Origin of the sequence: Photobacterium indicum (assembly GCF_003026215.1) — a bacterium.
GTDB lineage: Bacteria > Pseudomonadota > Gammaproteobacteria > Enterobacterales > Vibrionaceae > Photobacterium > Photobacterium indicum.
This window is the reverse complement of sequence record NZ_PYOC01000004.1, coordinates 322,037-341,294: the sequence shown is the minus strand read 5'-3', so window position 1 is coordinate 341,294 and position 19,258 is coordinate 322,037. Positions and strand designations below refer to the sequence as shown.

At 42.8% G+C, this 19,258-nt stretch carries 17 protein-coding genes; 2 read left to right on the top strand and 15 right to left on the bottom strand.

The features are described from left to right. Positions 1 to 132 precede the first annotated feature (132 nt). The 8 genes from C9J47_RS14420 to leuS form a co-directional block, all read right to left on the bottom strand. Entirely contained in the window at positions 133 to 1,038 is a 906-nt protein-coding gene (locus tag C9J47_RS14420) for a septal ring lytic transglycosylase RlpA family protein (protein ID WP_107254129.1), read from the bottom strand. Then, the gene (gene mrdB, locus C9J47_RS14415) at positions 1,039 to 2,160 is read right to left on the bottom strand and encodes a peptidoglycan glycosyltransferase MrdB (protein ID WP_107254128.1); all 1,122 of its coding nucleotides are present in this window, start codon (positions 2,158 to 2,160) and stop codon (positions 1,039 to 1,041) included. Beyond that, positions 2,157 to 4,100, bottom strand: coding sequence for a penicillin-binding protein 2 (gene mrdA, locus C9J47_RS14410; RefSeq protein ID WP_107254127.1), 1,944 nt, complete (start codon positions 4,098 to 4,100; stop codon positions 2,157 to 2,159). The genes mrdB and mrdA overlap by 4 nt, the downstream gene beginning before the upstream one ends. A gap of 6 nt (positions 4,101 to 4,106) precedes the next feature. Then, positions 4,107 to 4,577, bottom strand: a complete 471-nt coding sequence (rlmH, locus tag C9J47_RS14405) for a 23S rRNA (pseudouridine(1915)-N(3))-methyltransferase RlmH (protein ID WP_006232736.1) — start codon at positions 4,575 to 4,577, stop codon at positions 4,107 to 4,109. Positions 4,578 to 4,583: 6 nt separating this feature from the next. After that, positions 4,584 to 4,901, bottom strand: a complete 318-nt coding sequence (gene rsfS, locus C9J47_RS14400) for a ribosome silencing factor (RefSeq protein ID WP_006232737.1) — start codon at positions 4,899 to 4,901, stop codon at positions 4,584 to 4,586. Between the two features lie 221 nt (positions 4,902 to 5,122). Beyond that, positions 5,123 to 6,154, bottom strand: a complete 1,032-nt coding sequence (holA, locus tag C9J47_RS14395; protein ID WP_107254126.1) for a DNA polymerase III subunit delta — start codon at positions 6,152 to 6,154, stop codon at positions 5,123 to 5,125. After that, a complete protein-coding gene (locus tag C9J47_RS14390) occupies positions 6,151 to 6,864 on the bottom strand; it encodes an LPS-assembly lipoprotein LptE (RefSeq protein ID WP_107254125.1) in 714 nt (237 codons plus the stop codon). The genes holA and C9J47_RS14390 overlap by 4 nt, the downstream gene beginning before the upstream one ends. Before the next feature lie 183 nt (positions 6,865 to 7,047). Then, positions 7,048 to 9,624, bottom strand: coding sequence for a leucine--tRNA ligase (gene leuS, locus C9J47_RS14385; protein WP_107254124.1), 2,577 nt, complete (start codon positions 9,622 to 9,624; stop codon positions 7,048 to 7,050). Positions 9,625 to 9,811: 187 nt separating this feature from the next. Between leuS and C9J47_RS14380 the strand changes: the two genes are divergently transcribed. Then, positions 9,812 to 10,294, top strand: a complete 483-nt coding sequence (locus C9J47_RS14380; RefSeq protein WP_107254123.1) for a zinc ribbon-containing protein — start codon at positions 9,812 to 9,814, stop codon at positions 10,292 to 10,294. Between the two features lie 103 nt (positions 10,295 to 10,397). On the opposite strand, the gene C9J47_RS14375 is transcribed toward C9J47_RS14380, so the two are convergent. The 7 genes from C9J47_RS14375 to mtgA all read right to left on the bottom strand — a co-directional run bounded on the left by C9J47_RS14375 (position 10,398) and on the right by mtgA (position 17,717). Beyond that, positions 10,398 to 11,075, bottom strand: coding sequence for a lipid-binding SYLF domain-containing protein (locus C9J47_RS14375; RefSeq protein ID WP_107254122.1), 678 nt, complete (start codon positions 11,073 to 11,075; stop codon positions 10,398 to 10,400). 101 nt (positions 11,076 to 11,176) lie between these two features. After that, positions 11,177 to 12,730, bottom strand: a complete 1,554-nt coding sequence (gene lnt / locus C9J47_RS14370) for an apolipoprotein N-acyltransferase (protein ID WP_107254121.1) — start codon at positions 12,728 to 12,730, stop codon at positions 11,177 to 11,179. Between the two features lie 2 nt (positions 12,731 to 12,732). Then, a complete protein-coding gene (gene corC, locus C9J47_RS14365) occupies positions 12,733 to 13,605 on the bottom strand; it encodes a CNNM family magnesium/cobalt transport protein CorC (protein WP_006232744.1) in 873 nt (290 codons plus the stop codon). Positions 13,606 to 13,706: 101 nt separating this feature from the next. Then, positions 13,707 to 14,171 carry an rRNA maturation RNase YbeY gene (gene ybeY, locus C9J47_RS14360; RefSeq protein ID WP_107254120.1) on the bottom strand — a complete coding sequence of 155 codons (465 nt, stop codon included), beginning with the start codon at positions 14,169 to 14,171 and terminating at the stop codon, positions 13,707 to 13,709. Positions 14,172 to 14,177: 6 nt separating this feature from the next. Beyond that, positions 14,178 to 15,239 (bottom strand): PhoH family protein, encoded by a 1,062-nt coding sequence (locus tag C9J47_RS14355; RefSeq protein WP_107254119.1) that lies wholly within the window; start codon positions 15,237 to 15,239, stop codon positions 14,178 to 14,180. A gap of 114 nt (positions 15,240 to 15,353) precedes the next feature. Beyond that, positions 15,354 to 16,778 (bottom strand): tRNA (N6-isopentenyl adenosine(37)-C2)-methylthiotransferase MiaB, encoded by a 1,425-nt coding sequence (miaB, locus tag C9J47_RS14350; RefSeq protein WP_107254118.1) that lies wholly within the window; start codon positions 16,776 to 16,778, stop codon positions 15,354 to 15,356. 255 nt (positions 16,779 to 17,033) lie between these two features. Continuing rightward, on the bottom strand, positions 17,034 to 17,717 hold the full coding sequence (gene mtgA / locus C9J47_RS14345) for a monofunctional biosynthetic peptidoglycan transglycosylase (RefSeq protein ID WP_107254117.1): 684 nt from the start codon (positions 17,715 to 17,717) through the stop codon (positions 17,034 to 17,036). A gap of 190 nt (positions 17,718 to 17,907) precedes the next feature. Between mtgA and C9J47_RS14340 the strand changes: the two genes are divergently transcribed. Then, positions 17,908 to 19,068, top strand: a complete 1,161-nt coding sequence (locus C9J47_RS14340) for a 2-octaprenyl-3-methyl-6-methoxy-1,4-benzoquinol hydroxylase (RefSeq protein WP_107254116.1) — start codon at positions 17,908 to 17,910, stop codon at positions 19,066 to 19,068. The last annotated feature ends 190 nt before the right edge of the window (positions 19,069 to 19,258 follow it).

The window sequence follows — 19,258 nt, the reverse complement described above, 5'->3', positions numbered from 1 at the left end:
AAAACTATCCACACTATATCAGATTGAAATTTATGAATCAGTGCTAAAAGCTAATATTCCATAATCTTGACATAGCGGCCCATCAACACTTGATGGGCTTGGAGAGGGTGAATTTTATTGGATTACTGAAAACTATTTTTGTTCCAATTCTCTTTGCGTTGTAATGATAAAAGCTTGTGGGTATTGGCCTGCTCTTGCTTTTTCTCTTAGCTTCAACGCTTCATCACGATCAATATAAGGGCCTAAGCGAATGCGGTAAACTTTTGCTGATTCCGCTTTTTTAAGATCGACATTGGTTGAAAACTTTTGTTCTAACTCAGTGGCGACGGCTTTTGCTTTTTCTTCATTGGTTACTGCGGCTAATTGAACAAAGTAGTAGTTTGGGTTGGCAGATTGCCATTCATCAACAGAATCAGGTTTAACGACTTTGATTAACTCAATTTTCACGGGCGCAGTCCCCGTTTTGATTACGCCCAGTTTAGAGGCTGCAGCCATGCTTAAGTCGATGATTCGCCCGTCATGAAATGGACCGCGATCATTAACACGGACAATCGTTGATTGACCATTATTAGTATTGGTTACTTTTACGTAGCTTGGCAGTGGTAAGGTTTTGTGGGCTGCCGTCATTGAATACATGTCATAAATTTCACCGTTGGATGTTTTATGACCATGAAATTTTTCACCGTACCAAGAAGCGTTACCTTGCTCGGTAAAACCATTTTCAATATTTTCAATTTTGTAGCGCTTACCGCGTAAGGTGTAATCTTTATTACCGGCTAAGCTTTTTGATTCATAGCGAGGTTGGGCGGCCTCTATATGATTTAGAATCAATGCTTGATCAGGTGCTTTGTCATTTTCTAATCGGTAACGACCTGCATTCGGATCATTGTTCTCGGGTGTTGAGACTATTGCTGTCGGTGTATTGGGTTTTTCTTGCTCTGTCTTTTGCTCTGGTTCCGTTGTGCTTTGTTCTTTTGTATCTGGCGTCGAGCTACATCCGGCAAGGATTAGGAGAAATAGGAATAATAATGAACGCATTTAGGTCGCCTTTGACAACATTTTTCTATGAGTATGAATAGACATAAGAATGCCAAAACCAGCCATCAGAGTAACCATTGAGGTACCACCATAGCTGATCAGTGGAAGTGGAACGCCTACAACGGGTAAAATACCGCTTACCATGCCAATGTTTACAAAAACATAAACAAAGAAACTTAAGACAATACTACCTGCCATCATACGTCCGAAGGCTGTTTGAGCTCGACTTGCAAGCATGAGCCCTCGGGCAATAATGAATAAGTATATCGATAGTAGACAAGCTACCCCGATTAATCCCCATTCTTCCGCGATAACGGCAAAAATAAAATCGGTGTGGCGCTCTGGTAAAAATTCTAGCTGTGACTGTGTACCTTGCAGCCATCCTTTTCCCATTAAACCACCCGACCCAATCGCAATTTTTGATTGGATGATATGATAACCAGCCCCTAGAGGATCTGATTCTGGATTAAAAAGGGTTAACACACGCGTACGTTGGTAATCGCGCATTAAAAAGAACCACAAAACAGGGATGAACGCCCCGAGAAGTGTGCCTGCCGCAAAAATAATACGCCAACTCATACCCGATAAAAACAGCACGAAAACCCCAGACGCGGCGATTAGAATGGAAGTGCCAAGGTCGGGCTGCTTGGCAATTAAAATGGTTGGAACAAAAATTAATACCACCGCAATAACAATATTTGTAAAAGTCGGTGGTAATGGTTTGCTACTAATAAAGCGTGCAATCATCAATGGTACAGCTAGTTTTATTAGCTCTGAAGGCTGAAAGCGAACAAAGCCTAAATTTAGCCAGCGCTGAGCCCCTTTGGATGCCTCACCAAAGAATAGCACCCCGAGTAAGAGTATTAATCCAACACCAAATAAATATGGAGCCCAAGTTTCGTAGTGGCGAGGGGCTATTTGGGCAAGTATAAACATTACACCCAGTGCTAAACACATGCGAGCGGCTTGACGCTCCATCATCGGCAAGCTTTGACCACTGGCACTGTACATCACTAATAGACCAAACCCCATTAAGGCTAAAATGCCTAACAATAATGGGAGGTCAAGGTGTAAGCGATCACTTAGAGTGCGCTTATTACCGGTTGTAGCCATAATACTCATTGCGCCACCTCGGCTTGCTGGTTATTTTTGCTGTTAGGTGCAGTAGGCTTGAGTAAAATATGGTCAAATATCTTACGTGCAACAGGTCCACCGTTTGATGAGCCACCACCTGCATTTTCTAATACCATCGCAACAACAACCTCAGGTTTGTCATACGGGGCGAACGCTGTAAATAGGGCGTGATCACGAAGATGCTCTTCAAGTTCTGCTGCATTGTATTTCTGGTCTTTTGCTAACCCAAATACCTGAGCTGAACCTGATTTTCCGCCTGCTTTATATTTCGCGCCATAGAATGCACGTCTTGCTGTGCCTCGCACACCGTATAAAACACGATACATACCGTCTTTGGCTATCTCCCAGTTTTGATCTGTTACGCCTGTTATTGGGGCATATTGTTCAAAGGCCGCGGGTGTTTCTGTATTATCATCAATGATACTTTTTAATAAGTGCGGTGGACGTACGATACCTTTATTGACTAAAACTGTCGTTCCTTTGGCTATTTGTAAAGGCGTTGCAGTCCAGTAGCCTTGACCGATACCCACTGGAATTGTATCGCCTTGATACCAAGGTTGGCGGAAACGTGCTTGTTTCCACTCTCGAGTTGGCATGTTAGCTTTGCTTTCTTCATGTATATCAATGCCCGTGTATTCACCGTAACCAAATTTGGTCATCCAGCTAGATAAACGATCGATACCTAAGTCATAAGCGATTTGATAGAAAAAAGTATCAACAGATTCTTCGATGGCTTTATGAATGTTGACCTTGCCATGTCCCCAACGTAGCCAGTCACGGAATGGTCGGCTATTTGAATTAGGTATTTTCCACCAGCCTGGGTCATTTCGAGTTGTACGTGTGGTAATGACGCCTTCTGTTAATGCTGCAACGGCAATCAATGGTTTTACAGTCGATGCTGGTGGGTATATACCAAGAGTGACACGGTTAACTAAAGGACGATCTTTATTGTTGAGTAGTGCTTGGTAATTTTTAGTTGAAATTCCATGAACAAATAAATTAGGGTCATAACTTGGGCTTGATACCATTGCAATGACTGCAGAATCACGCGGATCCATGACGACAACAGAACCTCGTTTGTATTCGATGATCTCCTCACCCGTCTCGGGATCTTGTGTGCGAACCGTTAATTGCTCTTTGACGAAAAGCTGTAGCTCGATATCAATATTCAATTTGATATCTTGTCCTGGAATTGGTGGTACGTATTTCAAGGTGCGGATAATACGCCCACGGCTGTTTACTTCAACTTCTTGGTAGCCAGAAGTACCGTGAAGTAAATCTTCGTAATAACGTTCAATGCCTAATTTACCAATATCTCGCGTGGCTTTGTAATTATTGATTTTTTCATCACGTTCGAGCTTTTGGATATCACGGTCATTGATTTTAGCGACATAACCTAAGACGTGTGTCAACGCATCACCGTAAGGGTAATGACGTTTCAGATAGGCTTTTACTTCAACACCAGGGAATTTGTGTTGATTAACCGAGAATAGGGCAACTTGATTTTCAGTTAATTGGTCAAGAATAGGGACTGATTTAAAGCGACGCGTGCGACGACGCTCTTTTTTGAAGCGCTCAATATCTTCGTCAGTTACGCTCATTAGGGTTTTGAGGCGTACAAAGGTATCGTTGAGGTTTTCAACTTTATCGGTTGATATCTCAAGCGAATAAACTGGTTGGTTCTCCGCAAGTAATACACCGTTACGATCGTAGATAAGACCACGATTAGGCGCGACAGGTACAATTTTTATGCGGTTATCATTGGAACGTGTTTGATAGTCATCATGCCCACTGATCTGAATATAATACAGATTAGTGAGCAATACGCCTATCAGTGCGATGATGCCAGCGAATGAGACAAGAGCACGGCGAAAAAAGAGTGCCGACTCAGCCCGGTGATCGCGGATCTGGGTTCGCTTTTGTCTCATTGACACTTATTCCCTGTGATATGGATGGTTTGCGGTGACACTCCACGCGCGGTACAAACTTTCAGCCATCACAACACGAACCAAAGGGTGGGGAAGTGTCAGTGGAGATAATGACCAGCTTTGTTCTGCAGCAGCTTTACATGCTGGAGAAAGCCCTTCTGGGCCGCCAATCAAAATCGATACATCTCGACCATCAAGTTTCCAGCTATCCAGCTGTTGAGCTAGTTGTCCTGTATCCCAGCGTTTCCCTGGAATATCAAGCGTCACAATGCGGTTACCTTTAGCAACCGTAGCTAACATTGCTTCACCTTCTTTTTGTAAGATGCGTGCGATGTCAGCATTTTTTCCACGTTTACCAGCAGGAATTTCAATTAGCTCTAACGGCATATCTTTTGGGAAGCGACGGCTATATTCTTTATAGCCTTCTTCAACCCATTTAGGCATTTTAGTGCCTACAGCAATCAATTGAAGCTTCATTATCTGTTAGCCCCAAAGCTTCTCCAGCTGATATACGCCACGAGCTTCTTCTTGCATGATATGAAGCATAACGTTACCCATATCTACGATAACCCAACGGCCTTCTTCTGCACCGCTAATACCAAATGGAGGGTAGTCGATCAGTTTGGTTTCTTTGTCTACGTGATCTGCAATAGATGCAACGTGACGGTTAGATGTACCAGTACATACAACCATGAAATCGGTGATGCTTGATTTACCACGTACATCGATAGTTACGATGTCTTGTGCTTTTAGATCGTCAACTTTGTCAACGATAAGATCGTGTAATTCTTGAGTTTGCAAGTGAGTCGCCTCGGTAGTGTAAATTTGAAATTATTGGAGCCAGAGTCGATCTGAATCACAATTTAGCGGCGCAGTATACCATGCTCTGCACGCCTAGCTACAAGCTCATCAAACGCTTTATTGATTTTTTCAATTCATTTACTTTAATGTTAATCAAATCAACCAACTACACTTTCATTTGATTAAGCTTCAATCGAAAAGTAATATTTTATACGGCTATTTTAAAAATCAGAGAGCTTGGTGTGGGTATGAACGCCACACATTTCAGCGCATAAAGCACTCAGTGCTGGCCAAGGATTACTGTCGTAATCGGTCTTCACTTGAATTTCTAATAAGCTTAAGCGTTGTAGTAATTGAATGAGCGTCGTTAAGGGTAAACGGTGTAATGCACCGATATACACTTCGCGTCGACTTTGCCAGATACGATACTGCTCAAAAATATTATTGAGAGGCGTACCTTTCATTCCCATCTCTTGCATTTTGTAGAGTTGGGTTAGTTCTCGTTGCAATGTTCGGAGTAGAATTGTTGCTTCAATCCCTTCACCCTGTAACTGTCTTAGCACACGTTGACTACGCTTTGCTTGACCTGCTAACACGGCATCAAGTAATTGAAACGGTGTGTAATGGTTATGACGGCTTAATGATTCTTGCAAGCGAGGTACGGTTAGCTCGCCATCTGGATAGAGAAGAGTGAGCTTCTGTAAACTTTGGGCTAATGCGAGTAAGTTTCCTTCGTGCCATTGAGCCAGCAGCACAACAGATTCATGATCCGGTTTCAGCTTAAGCTGTTGGCAACGAGCCTGAATAAATCGAGGCAAGTGGCGAGTATCAGGCGTATTACAAGGAAGATATAAGCTGATATTGTCAAAGGCTTTAAACCATTTGGCGCTTTCTTGTTTTTTATTTAAGCGAGGGCCCTGTAGTAGCAACAAAATATCATCATTAAGATGGTTTATTACTTCTAATAATGCTTTGGCATGGTTTGCATTTAGACCTGATTCTGGCACTTCTAATTCAATAACTTGTTGTGCTGAGAATAAACTCATCGCTTGGCAGCAATTTAATACTTCATTCCAATCTAGTTGATTATCGATCGTAAAAGCATGGCGCTCATGAAAACCTGCTTGTTGAGCACACTGCTTTATTTGGTCGGCACATTCTTGCTTAATTAATGGCTCATTACCAAAAAGAAGGAAAGCCTGACGCAGCCCTTTATTTAATTGCTGCGCCAGTTGTTCTGGGTAAATTCTCATTCCGCGTTAGTATTCATATCGGTATTATTAGGCGCCGTATTATATGATGAATTTTGATTGAATAGCGCATTTGCGGCATTAGTATCGTCTACTTTTTCTGTAGTCACTGTACTTTGGCTTGGCTTAATCGCGTTGGTTTCGGTATCACCCTTCATCATTTCGTCTAGCTCAATTTCAAGCTCTTGCTCCTCAATTTTATTGAAGATAGCAGTTAAGCGAGCGAGCTGACGCATAATTTGTTGTGCGGCTTGTTTACGCATGACATCTTCAAGTTCATCGCGTTCGACAGATTTAGCCAATGCCGTTAGCGGGTTATCCAAGAAATTACGCGTGACTTTTGTGGTGTATGTTTCAGTGCTTTTGTTTGGCACAACAATACGGTATTGAACGGTATAGGTCAGTTCGTATTCGGCTTTACGGCTATTTTGGTATAACGATAAAGTACGTTCACCCGTTGATTCACCAATTAAATGCAGGTTAGGTACTGTTGCTGCAGGGGGAACAGATTCAATGCCATGTAGCTTAAATTGGGATTCAACTAAGCGGGTTAATTTACCGTATTGGTCAAAACTGGTTAACGATAGTTTGGCGATATCATCAGGCAACATATAGTTACCACGAAGATGAAAACCACAAGAAGCAGTGGCTAGGGCAAGCACTGCAACACACAAAGTACGAAGGGTACTTTTGATAGAAAATAAAGCTTTCACCCAGTCAGCTCCTTGAAAAATTAGTGAAAACTAATCGATTAAGTGAATACGGTCTTGAATAAGACAAAGATCGTTATTTTTGGTTCAATCGATAAATTATAAGATACGATTTCCATTAAACAGGAAATCGTATCTTATGTTTTTAGTTACTACTGTTAGCTGTAAAAACGGTTAGCAGTAAAACTAGTTAGCAACGATGTTTAGTAGCTTACCTGGTACGTAAATAACTTTACGGATTGTTAGGCCATCTAGGAACTTAATTGCGTTGTCGTCTTTTAGACCAAGTTCTTTAACTTGCTCTTCTGTTGCATCAGCCGCAACGATCAGTTTTGCACGCAACTTACCGTTGATCATAACAACAATCGTTTTTTCATCTTCAACAAGCGCTTTCTCATCGAAAGTTGGCCATGCTGCAGTATCGATGTCTGTTTCACCTAATGCTTCCCACATTTCAAAACTTGCATGTGGTGTCATTGGGTAAAGCATAGCAACAACCGCTTTTAAAGCTTCATCAAGAAGGGCACGATCTTGTGCTGACTCTTGAGGTGCTTTGTTTAGCTTGTTCATTAGTTCCATAATTGCTGCAATTGCGGTGTTGAATGTTTGGCGACGGCCAATATCATCACTTACTTTTGCAATTGTTTTATGAATATCACGACGTAGGGCTTTTTGGTTGCCAGAAAGAGCTGCTACATCTAGTGCTTCAACTGTTCCTTTGTTTGTGTGCTCGTGAACTAATTTCCATACACGTTTAAGGAAGCGGCTTGCCCCTTCAACACCAGATTCTTGCCACTCAAGTGTCATGTCTGCAGGTGATGCAAACATCATGAATAGACGAACCGTATCTGCACCAAACTTATCAACCATCTCTTGAGGGTCAATACCGTTGTTTTTAGACTTAGACATTTTGATCATGCCTGAGTGTTCAACTTCACGACCTTGATCATCAATTGCTTTTTCGATACGGCCTTTTGCATCACGCTCAATAGTGACATCAGTAGGTGCGATCCACTCTTTTGTGCCTTTCTCATTAGTGTGGTGGAATGCATCAGCAAGTACCATACCTTGACATAAAAGCTGCTTGAATGGTTCGTTTGATGTTACATAACCTGCATCACGCAATAGTTTGTGGAAGAAGCGAGAGTACAGTAAGTGCATACATGCGTGCTCGATACCACCCACGTATTGGTCTACAGGTAGCCAGTAGTTCGCTTTTTCAGGATCTAGAATATCATCAGCTTGTGGTGAACAGTAGCGTGCGTAATACCAAGATGATTCCATGAAGGTATCAAAGGTATCCGTTTCACGCAGTGCTGGCTCGCCATTGAAGGTTGTTTTCGCCCACTCTTTATCTGCTTTGATTGGGCTTGTTACACCATCCATCACCACATCTTCAGGAAGAATTACAGGTAATTGGTCAGCTGGAACTGGGTGAACTTCACCATCTTCAGTTGTTACCATTGGGATTGGAGCCCCCCAGTAGCGTTGACGAGATACCCCCCAGTCACGTAGACGGAAGTTAACTGTTTTCTTGCCTTTGCCTTCAGCTTCTAGTTTCGCAGCGATAGCATCAAATGCGTCTTGGAAAGCAAGGCCATCAAATTCACCAGAATCAAACAGTACACCTTTCTCTGTGTATGCTTCTTCAGAAACGTTCAGCTCAGAGCCGTCTTCTGGTTTGATTACTGGAATGATGTCTAGGCCGTATTTAGTCGCGAATTCGTAATCACGTTGGTCGTGAGCAGGAACCGCCATTACCGCACCTGTGCCGTAATCCATTAATACGAAGTTAGCGACATAAATTGGCACTTCACGACCGTTAAGTGGATGGACAGCGCGTAGGCCTGTATCCATACCTTTCTTTTCCATCGTTGCCAATTCAGCTTCAGCAACTTTGGTATTACGGCATTCTTCTGTGAACGCAAATAGCTCAGGGTTTGTTGCTGCGGCTTTCTCTGCAAGAGGGTGACCTGCAGCGATACCAACGTAAGTAACACCCATTAGCGTATCTGGACGCGTGGTATACACTTCTAAAGGTGCTTCTTCGCCGTTAACAGCAAAAGATAATTCAACACCCTCTGAGCGCCCAATCCAGTTACGTTGCATGGTTTTAACCATTTCAGGCCAACCATCAAGGTTATCTAGATCATCCAGAAGCTCTTGTGCATATTCAGTAATCTTAATGAACCACTGCGGAATTTTCTTTTGTTCTACAGGGGTATCACAACGCCAGCAACAACCGTCTTCAACTTGTTCATTTGCAAGAACAGTTTGGTCGTTTGGACACCAGTTTACAGAAGAGGTTTTCTTATAAACTAGGCCTTTGTTGTACAGTTTTGTAAAGAACTCTTGTTCCCAACGGTAGTACTCAGGAGTACATGTAGCGAACTCACGGCTCCAATCATAACCAAAGCCTAATAGCTTAAGCTGGTTTTTCATGTATTCGATGTTTTCGTATGTCCAAGGCGCTGGCGCTGTTTTATTTTTAACAGCGGCATTTTCAGCAGGCAGACCAAACGCATCCCAACCGATAGGTTGCATTACGTTTTTGCCTTGTAGGCGTTGGTAACGAGAAACAACATCACCGATGGTGTAGTTACGAACGTGTCCCATGTGTAGACGACCACTTGGGTACGGGAACATGGAGAGACAGTAGAATTTTTCTTTATTAGGGTCTTCACTTACAACAAATGTTTTGTTGTTGTCCCAATGTTCTTGAACTTTTTGTTCAATGTCCTGCGGGCGATATTGTTCTTGCATCGATGGCATCCAGGAATTTGTGAGTTGAGTACAAACACAGTCTATATAATCGACATAGAATAACTAAAGGTAAAGGTGTCAACAATAGCTGAGACCAATTCGGGGGATTTATTGTTGCTTTGAACAGGCAATTTACACGTTTTTAGACCAATAATTACTATTATAGCGATTGGGAAGGAGATGAGTTATGGCTAAGCAAAAAGCGGAATATGAGGCCTTGCTTGAAAAGGTCACGGAAACCTTGAGGCACAGCCCTGAAGAACTGAAAGATTGGGTGGATACAACCGAGAAATATCGTCAAGCTGCGAGCGACATGACAAAAGATGAATGGGCGTTGATTTCGGCTTATTTAAAACGAGATTTAAGAGAGTTCGGAAAAAATGTGGAAGAGAGCCCTGAACCTTTCGCAGAAAGCCCATTTTATAAACTTGTTTCTGAATCAATTTGGAGCGGTTTAGCTGAAATTACGGATAAAACGCAGATTGAATGGCATGAGCTGATGGATGATCTTCAGCATCAAGGTATTTATCAAGCCGGTGAAATTGTGGGGTTGGGTAAGCTAGTATGCGAAAAGTGCGGCCATCATGAAATATACAGTCATGCTAAGCGCATTGAATTATGCTCCCAGTGCGGGCACGATCAATTTACTCGACAGTCACTGACGCCGTGAGTCATGTGATAAACCTGATGTTACAAACTGAAAATCCAATGAACAAGGCGGGTAATGCTTAGTGCTTCCCCGTCTTGTACTCTACATACTGTCGATTGAATAACTAGGGCCTTTCGATCGTGTCGCCCATAATAACAGTCGAGCTATCATCAAGTTGTTCTGTTGGTTTACTTGTATCTAAACCCGTCACACCTTGCTGTTCAGTTAACGGTGTCAGAGCTTCATAACTAAACTTCTGACCAGCGATAGAGGCTTCAATCATCATGCCACCTTTGGCGCTCGTGAAGACAGCTACACCATTAATATAGCTAGAATCGACATAATTATCCCCTGCTCCAGCGCCAACACCACCCGTGCCCGCTTTTGCTTGTGCGCCCTCTGTTAGCGCAACCGCAGATGCTTGTGCATCTAATTCAAAACTTCCGCCAATAAAGCGTTCATAAGCACGTTTATCTTGGAAGAAGATTATTTCACTGTATGACTGCCCGCCAAACTGTAACCCAAAAGAGACTTGGTATAACTTGGCGAAGCCTGTTATCACATTGTCTTGGTACACACTACCTGTACCATAAGCACCTCCTACCCAAAAACCACCCTTACCAACCGATGGAAAAACCGCGTAGCCATAAGATGAGAAGAAAAATGGCTGTGTTTGTTTCGCTTGTTGGAACTGCTTTAAGACGGCTTGCGTCTCATAATCTTCTTTAGCAGCGGAGCTGGTAGCAAAACATAGCAAAGTTAGTGTACTTAATACGGCAAAGATGCGCTGTATAGCTTTCATCAAGGCTATCCTTTAGCAAATGAATAGAGTGTTATTTATAGTAACAACATGAAAAAAAAGGCGAAGAGTTAATCTTCGCCTTTTTGATTCATTTTCAGCCTTTATTCAGTTTCTACCGGCCTTGTATCTCTAAAACGACCAGAGCGGCGTCGAATTAATATCATCGATAAGGTTAGTGACCATAATGAATAGAAATACAATGGCCAGCTACCCAAAGTTGTGTAGGGCGTTAAGCCATCAGTGGGGGTAATTGTTGTCCGAAGTACTGCCGTTTCAAATTGTGGAATTTGCTTGATGATTTGACCAGTATGGTCAACGACAGCAGTGATTCCCGTATTGGTTGAGCGAATTAACGGTTTGCCGAGTTCGAGTGCACGCATCTGAGCTATTTCCATATGCTGAAATGGTCCAATGGATGTGCCAAACCATGCATCGTTCGATAAGGTCAGTAGCAACTCGGTATCGATATTCACATTTTTTCGAACTTGTTCACTGAATGCGACTTCGTAACACAGTGCGGGTGCTATTGAGTAGCCGTTGGCTTCCAAATTCGGCTGAACTAAATCACCACGACTGAACGAAGACATCGGTAAGTTGAACAAAGGTGCGATAGGGCGCAATAAATCGCCAAATGGTACAAATTCACCAAATGGTAATAAGTGATGCTTGCTATAACGAGTTGCCTTATCGTATTGATAAGGTCCATATGCATTCTTACCCAGTGTGAGAATATTATTGAAATATTGCCCATCTTCTTTTTGATCTAACACTCCCGTAATAACCGTACTGTTGTTATTGCGGGCAGCACTGTCTAGGTTCTGTAAGAACGTTGGAAGATGTGCTTCTAAAGCTGGAATTGCCGCTTCAGGCCACACAATGATATCAGCATCCCAATTTTCACGGGTAAGATCAGTGTACTTCATTAATGTCGGCCAACGTTCACTAGGCAGCCACTTGAGCTCTTGTGGAACGTTACCTTGAATCAAGGCGACATCGAGATTTTTCGTTGGATCTGGAACCACCCAACTCACCGTACTTGCAGCCCACGTCAATGTTATGATGAGCACAGGTACCATCAGCGGTTTCCAGTTACGGTAAACCACGGAGGCGACAAGTGCGCCTGATATTAATACTAGGGCCAGGGTTATCCCTTCAACGCCTAAGATAGGCGCTAATGAGGCGAGCGGGCTATCTATTTGACCGTAACCCATCCATAGCCAAGGGAAGCCTGTTAATGCCCAACCTCTAATCCAATCAAGCAGTAACCAAATAACAGGGCCACTGAGCATTAATTGATGAAACGGTCGTCCACGGTTAAAACGGTTGAATAGCGCACCAAAAGCGGCGGAGTATAAAGCGAGGTAACTGATCAGTGACGACATTAAGAAGACACTGGCAATTTTGGGCATACCACCGAAAGTATCAATACTAACGTGTACCCAGCTAATACCTGTGCCAAAGAGCCCTAAGCCCCACAAAAAGCCAATTAACCCAGAACGCTTTACTGTTTGCTCTTGTAACAGCCATAACAGTAATGAAATTGAAACTGGAGCTAACAGCCAATAATTATAGGGAGCGAAGGAGAGAGTCGCGATTGCGCCCGCTGGAACGGCTAATAATAGCCGTCCTAACGAAAAGAATGATTTCTTGGTCATTATTAAGAAGTGATTGTCGGTTGATAGGCCTTGTTAGGTACAGTTACTTGTAACTGTATAACACGGCGATTATCGGCAGAAGTCACTTTAAATGAGTAGCCACCGAGTTCAACGACTTCTCCTCGAGAGGGAAGGTGACCAAAGCTGGTCATAACCAGACCACCTACAGTATCGACTTCTTCATCGCTGTATGTAGTTTGGAACATATCGTTGAAATCATCGATAGTAGTCAGTGCTTTTACCGCGTATGTGTGTTTACTTAACTGACGAATTTCTTGTTCTTCTTCGTCGTCGAATTCATCTTCGATTTCGCCAACGATTTGCTCCAAGATATCTTCGATGGTGATAACACCAGAGACGCCGCCAAACTCATCGACAACAATTGCCATGTGATAGCGTTCTTCACGGAACTCTTTCAATAGGCGATCGACACGCTTGCTTTCCGGTACAACAACGGCCGGACGCAGAACTTTATCCATGTCGAAAGGCTCACTATCAGGCAGTAGGTAACGTAGCAAATCTTTTGCCAGTAAAATACCTTCTACATGATCCTTATCATCACTGATAACAGGATAGCGAGAGTGCTGTGCATCTACGATCAAATTAATAAGATCTTCTAACTTCTGAGAACGTTCAATGGTGATGATCTGAGAGCGTGGGATCATAATGTCACGCACTCGCATTTCTGCTATTTCCATCACACCTTCGAGCATGTCGCGGGTGTCGTGGTCAATCAGATCGTTTTCTTCCGAATCACGGAAAACTTCAACCAGTTCTTCTCGGTTCTGTGGTTCGCCTTGGAACAATTGACCGATACGTTCAAAGAAGGACTTTCTACTCGGACCTTCAGAATTTTGGGGGTTATCTTCGTTCATTATTTACTTTCAGCAAATAGCTAGTATGTCAGCTAAGTGGACATGTCCACGGAGATGTTATTCGCTTATCGTAACAAGCGAATAACGGTTTTCTGTATTAACTATTCTTTTTCAGCAGCAAATGGATCAGCAAAGCCCATTTTTTCGATGATTTCAGTCTCTAAAGACTCCATCTCTTCTGCTTCTTCATCTTCGATATGATCATAACCTAGCAGATGAAGTGTGCCATGTACAACCATATGTGCCCAATGAGCATTGAGTGGTTTATCTTGCTCTTTTGCCTCAATTTCAACAACCTGACGACAAATGATGAGATCACCAAGAAGGTCGAGTTCTATGCCTGGTGGTGCTTCAAAGGGGAAAGACAACACATTAGTGGGCTTGTCTTTACCACGATATTCAAGGTTTAACGTCTGGCTTTCTTTTACATCAACAATACGAATAGTGATTTCTGCATTGGATTGAAAAAGAGTAACAGCCGCTTCAAACCATTGTTGAAACTTATCTTCAGAAGGAAGACCTTCTTGGTTTTCTGTTGCGTACTGTAAATCTAAGTATGTTGCCATGAGGTATTATTTCTCAACTTCCGTTACTTGGCTTGCCGCAAACTCTTCACGGCGACGTTGTTCTGCTAGCTTCTTTTGTTTCTGATCTTCTGATTCCCACGCTTCATAAGCGAGCACGATACGTGCAACCACTGGGTGTCGAACGACATCAGCCGCTTGGAAGAAGTTAAAGCTAATCTCGTCTACTTCTGAGAGTACTTCAATCGCATGACGCAAACCAGAACGAGCACCACGAGGTAAATCAATTTGAGTGACATCACCGGTGATCACTGCACGAGAGTTAAAGCCTATACGGGTTAAGAACATTTTCATTTGTTCTACCGTAGTATTTTGGCTCTCGTCTAAAATAATGAATGCATCATTTAAAGTTCGTCCACGCATATATGCTAATGGGGCAACTTCAATAACATTTCGTTCAATTAATTTCTCTACGCGTTCAAAGCCGAGCATTTCAAATAAGGCATCGTAAAGAGGGCGTAGGTAAGGATCTACCTTCTGACTTAGATCGCCAGGTAAGAAGCCGAGTTTTTCACCGGCTTCAACCGCAGGGCGGGTAAGTAGAATACGACGAACCTCTTGACGCTCTAATGCATCAACCGCTGCTGCGACGGCAAGGTAAGTTTTACCGGTACCAGCAGGGCCGACACCAAACGTAATGTCATGACTCACCATATTAGCGATGTATTGTGCTTGATTCGGCGTACGAGGTTTGATCACACCTTTTTTAGTTTTAATGTGGATCTCTTTGCCAAAGGGAATGCTTGATTCTGTTGTTTGTTCTAAAACACCAGATTCTTTAATGGCTAAATGGATGTGATCGGGTTCGATATCTGGGATTTTGTTATGAACAGGCGCGGTATCAACGTATAAATCTTTGATGATTTCGGCTGTCGCCTCAGCAGTGTGAGCTTGTCCAACAACACTGAAGCTGTTGCTGCGGTGGTTTATCTCAACCCCCATGCGACGTTCTAGTTGTTTGATATTATCGTCGAAAGGGCCGCAAATACTGGCAAGTCTTTGGTTATTTGCGGGTTCTAAATTAAATTCTACAGTAGTGATTTTGCTCAAGGTTCGCCTCTCATTGAGGTCGCCTACCACAGTAGACGACCATATTTTTCAGGGCATGTGTCTTACTTTTATTTCAGACAGACGTCATATACTCGTATTTAGACATTGGTCTTATTACGGAGTATATACGCCTACACCCAATTCATCTTCTTTGCGTGCTTTTTCCATAACTTCTAACGGTGTCATGGCAACGCGTAGATCCATTTCTGCTTCAGTACGTACCAATTCGCCACGTAGTGAGTTAGTGAATACGTCAATGATGTTCACATCAACAAATTGACCAATTAACTCAGCAGAGCCTTCAAAGTTTACAATGCGGTTGTTCTCGGTACGACCGCGTAATTCCATAATGTTCTTACGAGAAGGTCCTTCAACAAGAATGCGCTGCTCGGTGTTTAACATTTGGCGTGCATGACGCATAGCTTGAGTATTGATCTGTTGTTGCAGTTCATACAAGCGTTCTTTTTTAACTTCTTCTGGGATGTCACACGGATAATCAGCTGCAGGCGTACCTGGACGTGGAGAGAAGACAAAACTGTAGCTAATATCAAAATCAATATCACGGATCAGTTTCATCGTATCTTGGAAGTCTTGGTCGCTTTCACCAGGGAACGCAACAATAAAGTCTGAACTCATTGTGATATCTGGACGCACTTTACGCAGCTTGCGAATTTTAGATTTGTACTCAAGAACAGTGTGAGGGCGCTTCATCATCGTTAGAATACGATCTGAACCACTTTGTACTGGTAGGTGCAAATAGTTTACAAGCTCTGGCGTATCGGTATAAACATCAATGATATCGTCAGTAAATTCGATTGGGTGGCTGGTGGTGTAACGAATACGGTCGATACCATCAATCGCGGCAACTAAACGCAGTAATTCTGCGAATGACGCCATTTCGCCATCGTGAGTTGGACCACGGAAAGCATTTACGTTTTGACCTAATAGATTAACCTCACGAACGCCTTGCTCTGCAAGTTGAGCGATTTCATAAAGAACGTCATCTATCGGGCGACTAACTTCTTCTCCGCGTGTGTAAGGCACTACGCAGTATGTACAGTACTTAGAACACCCTTCCATAATAGAAACGAAGGCAGTCGCTCCATCAGCACGAGGTTCTGGTAAGTTGTCGAATTTCTCAACCTCTGGAAATGAAATATCCATCACTGGTCCGTGATTAGATTGAGAATTTTTGATCATCTGTGGTAAACGGTGCAGGGTTTGTGGACCAAAGATCACATCCACATACGGTGCACGCTTGCGAATTGCATCACCTTCCTGTGTCGCAACACAACCACCAACACCAATCACAAGATCAGGCTTCTTATCTTTTAAGCGCTTCCAGCGACCTAGCTGGTGGAACACTTTTTCTTGTGCCTTTTCACGGATAGAACAGGTGTTAAGCAGCAGCACATCTGCTTCTTCTGGGACTTCTGTTAGCTCGAAGCCGTTGGCAGCATTGAGAAGATCTGCCATTTTAGATGAATCGTATTCGTTCATCTGGCAGCCCCAGGTTTTAATCAGCAGTTTCTTAGGCATGTCTAACTCTTCACTCGTAGTGTTTATTCATTGCATTCAACATCGCAGGGTACGTTGCTCTTACAGGTTTATCGCTGACAATAACAGCTACCCGTTAGCAAGCCGCGTATTGTACTGCTTTACGCTCGGTCTGACTAGATCATCACCACCCCGAATAAATTGTGGTTTTCACAAGGCATTGATAAAAGAACCGTAGCTTGCTTGTTAGTATTGAGCTTTTGCTTTGTACTTAATAACCTAGATGAAACGATAGCGTTAAAGTTGATTTAAGGTTCCCATTCCAAGTTGTCGCATTTGTTTCGTAATCCAATGGCTACGCTCGTATACATACTGGCTCATTGGGTTAGCTTTGATCTTATAGGGGTTGGGTAACACTGCTACTAACTGTGCCGCCTGTTGAGCGGATAACCTACTGGCTGGAATAGCAAAGTAGTTTTGACTTGCCGCTTCAATACCATATAAGCCTGGGCCAAACTCAATCACATTTAGATACACTTCTAATATACGGCTCTTTCCCCAAATAAGTTCCATTAACACGGAAAAGTACAGTTCAATCCCTTTTCGAATAAAGGAATGGGCAGGGAACAGGTAAACATTCTTGGCTGTTTGCTGCGTTATGGTGCTTGCTCCTCTATTGGGGCCGTCTGATCCACTTTGTTTTACCACCATTAGGATCGCATTGAGATCGACACCAATATGCTGAGGGAAAGTTTGATCTTCAGAAGCGATAACAGCTAGTTGTGCATTTTTAGATATCGCGCTTAGCTCGACCCATAGATGTGTCGATTGGGAAGGGTAATCACTGGGTGGAAAAAGCGTACGATGGATTTTCCAGCCCCAAATAGGAGGATCAACAAACTTACCAATAACCACTAAGGCAATAGGAAAAAGCATTATAAAAACCAATGCTTTGTAGATAAACCGTTTTAGTTTAGACAATGTATTTCAAATGATTAGTGGCTGCTAGCCCCATCGTAGTCAAATAAAATGAAGTATTCAAATTTTCACCTCATCAGTAATACCTTGATTGGCAGTCAATAAATACAGGGAAATCGTATTAAAGATCACCGCATTATCGTTAGAATTAGGTAAAATGAAAGTGTCATTAAGCATAAAGATGGAAGTGGATATGGAACAATATGATGTCATTGTCGCGGGTGGAGGAATGGTTGGTGCAGCAGCTGCATTAGGGCTAGCACAGCAAGGACTAAGCGTTGCCGTGATTGAAGGTAAAGCGCCTGAATCATTTGAACCTAAACAAGCGATGGACTTACGTGTTTCAGCGATTTCTCCCAACTCTATCGCATTACTTACTCGACTAAGTGCATGGGATGGCGTTATGAAGATGCGCTTATGCCCTTTTAAGCGATTAGAAACATGGGAACACCCAGAGTGTCGTACCCGTTTTAATGCTGATGAAATGAACCTTGATCGCCTTGGGTATATTGTTGAAAATCGCATTATCCAACTAGGCTTATGGCATCAATTTGATTCGTACCCCAACTTAACCCTACTTTGTCCTGCACGTATGGCACATTCATACTCGACCACAGATGGCTACTGTGTGGAGTTGGATGATGGTCGCCTGTTACAGGCTAAATTATTGGTTGGTGCTGATGGGGCTAATTCTCAGGTGCGTCAGCAAGCTGGTATTGGTATCACCGCATGGGATTATCGTCAGCACTGCATGTTAATCAATGTTGAAACGGCTTTGCCTCAACAAGATATCACGTGGCAAATGTTTACATCGCGTGGTCCTCGCTCATTTTTACCGCTTTCTGGTCATCAAGGCTCTTTAGTTTGGTATGACAGCCCAAAACGTATTAAGCAATTAAGCGCCATGAGTGAAATACAACTTCATAGTGAGGTTGAAGCCCACTTTCCGAAAGAGTTGGGTGAGTTTAAAATATTAAACCACGGTAGCTTCCCGCTAACCCGTCGTCATGCCCAACATTACTATAAATCGAATGTTGTGCTTCTTGGTGATGCTGCACATACGATTAATCCATTAGCTGGGCAGGGCGTTAACCTCGGCTTTAAAGATGTTGATACGTTATTACATGAAATTGAGAAGGCGGGTAAAGAGTGGGCTAATATATCGGTATTAAAAGCTTACGAGCGTCGTCGTCGTCCTGATAATTTACTAATGCAAACGGGGATGGATGTCTTCTATACCACGTTCAGTAATTCATTACTTCCATTGAAGCTGGCTCGAAATATGGGGCTGAAGTTAGCAGAGCATACTGGGCCATTAAAGAAGCAAGTGCTGAAATATGCGATGGGTATATGATCAGTGTCTATCTATATTGGTGAGTAGTGTTTAGTAGATAAAGAAAAAGCCGAATGATATTAAAATCATTCGGCTTAACAACCAGAGAGATACGATCATTTTGTAGGTTGTAAAATCTTTATTGCTACAGTATTTATTATACTGCAGACATAAGAAAACCCACCAAAAGATGGGCTTCTCATTTCTTTCA

Coding starts and splice junctions, on each gene's coding strand:
- holA (WP_107254126.1), bottom strand. CDS start 6,154: ATGAGAATTTACCCAGAACAACTGGCGCAGCAATTAAATAAAGGGCTG.
- ybeY (WP_107254120.1), bottom strand. CDS start 14,171: ATGGCAACATACTTAGATTTACAGTACGCAACAGAAAACCAAGAAGGT.
- lnt (WP_107254121.1), bottom strand. CDS start 12,730: ATGACCAAGAAATCATTCTTTTCGTTAGGACGGCTATTATTAGCCGTT.
- mrdA (WP_107254127.1), bottom strand. CDS start 4,100: ATGAGACAAAAGCGAACCCAGATCCGCGATCACCGGGCTGAGTCGGCA.
- leuS (WP_107254124.1), bottom strand. CDS start 9,624: ATGCAAGAACAATATCGCCCGCAGGACATTGAACAAAAAGTTCAAGAA.
- C9J47_RS14340 (WP_107254116.1), top strand. CDS start 17,908: ATGGAACAATATGATGTCATTGTCGCGGGTGGAGGAATGGTTGGTGCA.
- rlmH (WP_006232736.1), bottom strand. CDS start 4,577: ATGAAGCTTCAATTGATTGCTGTAGGCACTAAAATGCCTAAATGGGTT.
- mrdB (WP_107254128.1), bottom strand. CDS start 2,160: ATGAGTATTATGGCTACAACCGGTAATAAGCGCACTCTAAGTGATCGC.
- C9J47_RS14420 (WP_107254129.1), bottom strand. CDS start 1,038: ATGCGTTCATTATTATTCCTATTTCTCCTAATCCTTGCCGGATGTAGC.
- corC (WP_006232744.1), bottom strand. CDS start 13,605: ATGAACGAAGATAACCCCCAAAATTCTGAAGGTCCGAGTAGAAAGTCC.
- C9J47_RS14380 (WP_107254123.1), top strand. CDS start 9,812: ATGGCTAAGCAAAAAGCGGAATATGAGGCCTTGCTTGAAAAGGTCACG.
- C9J47_RS14375 (WP_107254122.1), bottom strand. CDS start 11,075: ATGAAAGCTATACAGCGCATCTTTGCCGTATTAAGTACACTAACTTTG.
- miaB (WP_107254118.1), bottom strand. CDS start 16,778: ATGCCTAAGAAACTGCTGATTAAAACCTGGGGCTGCCAGATGAACGAA.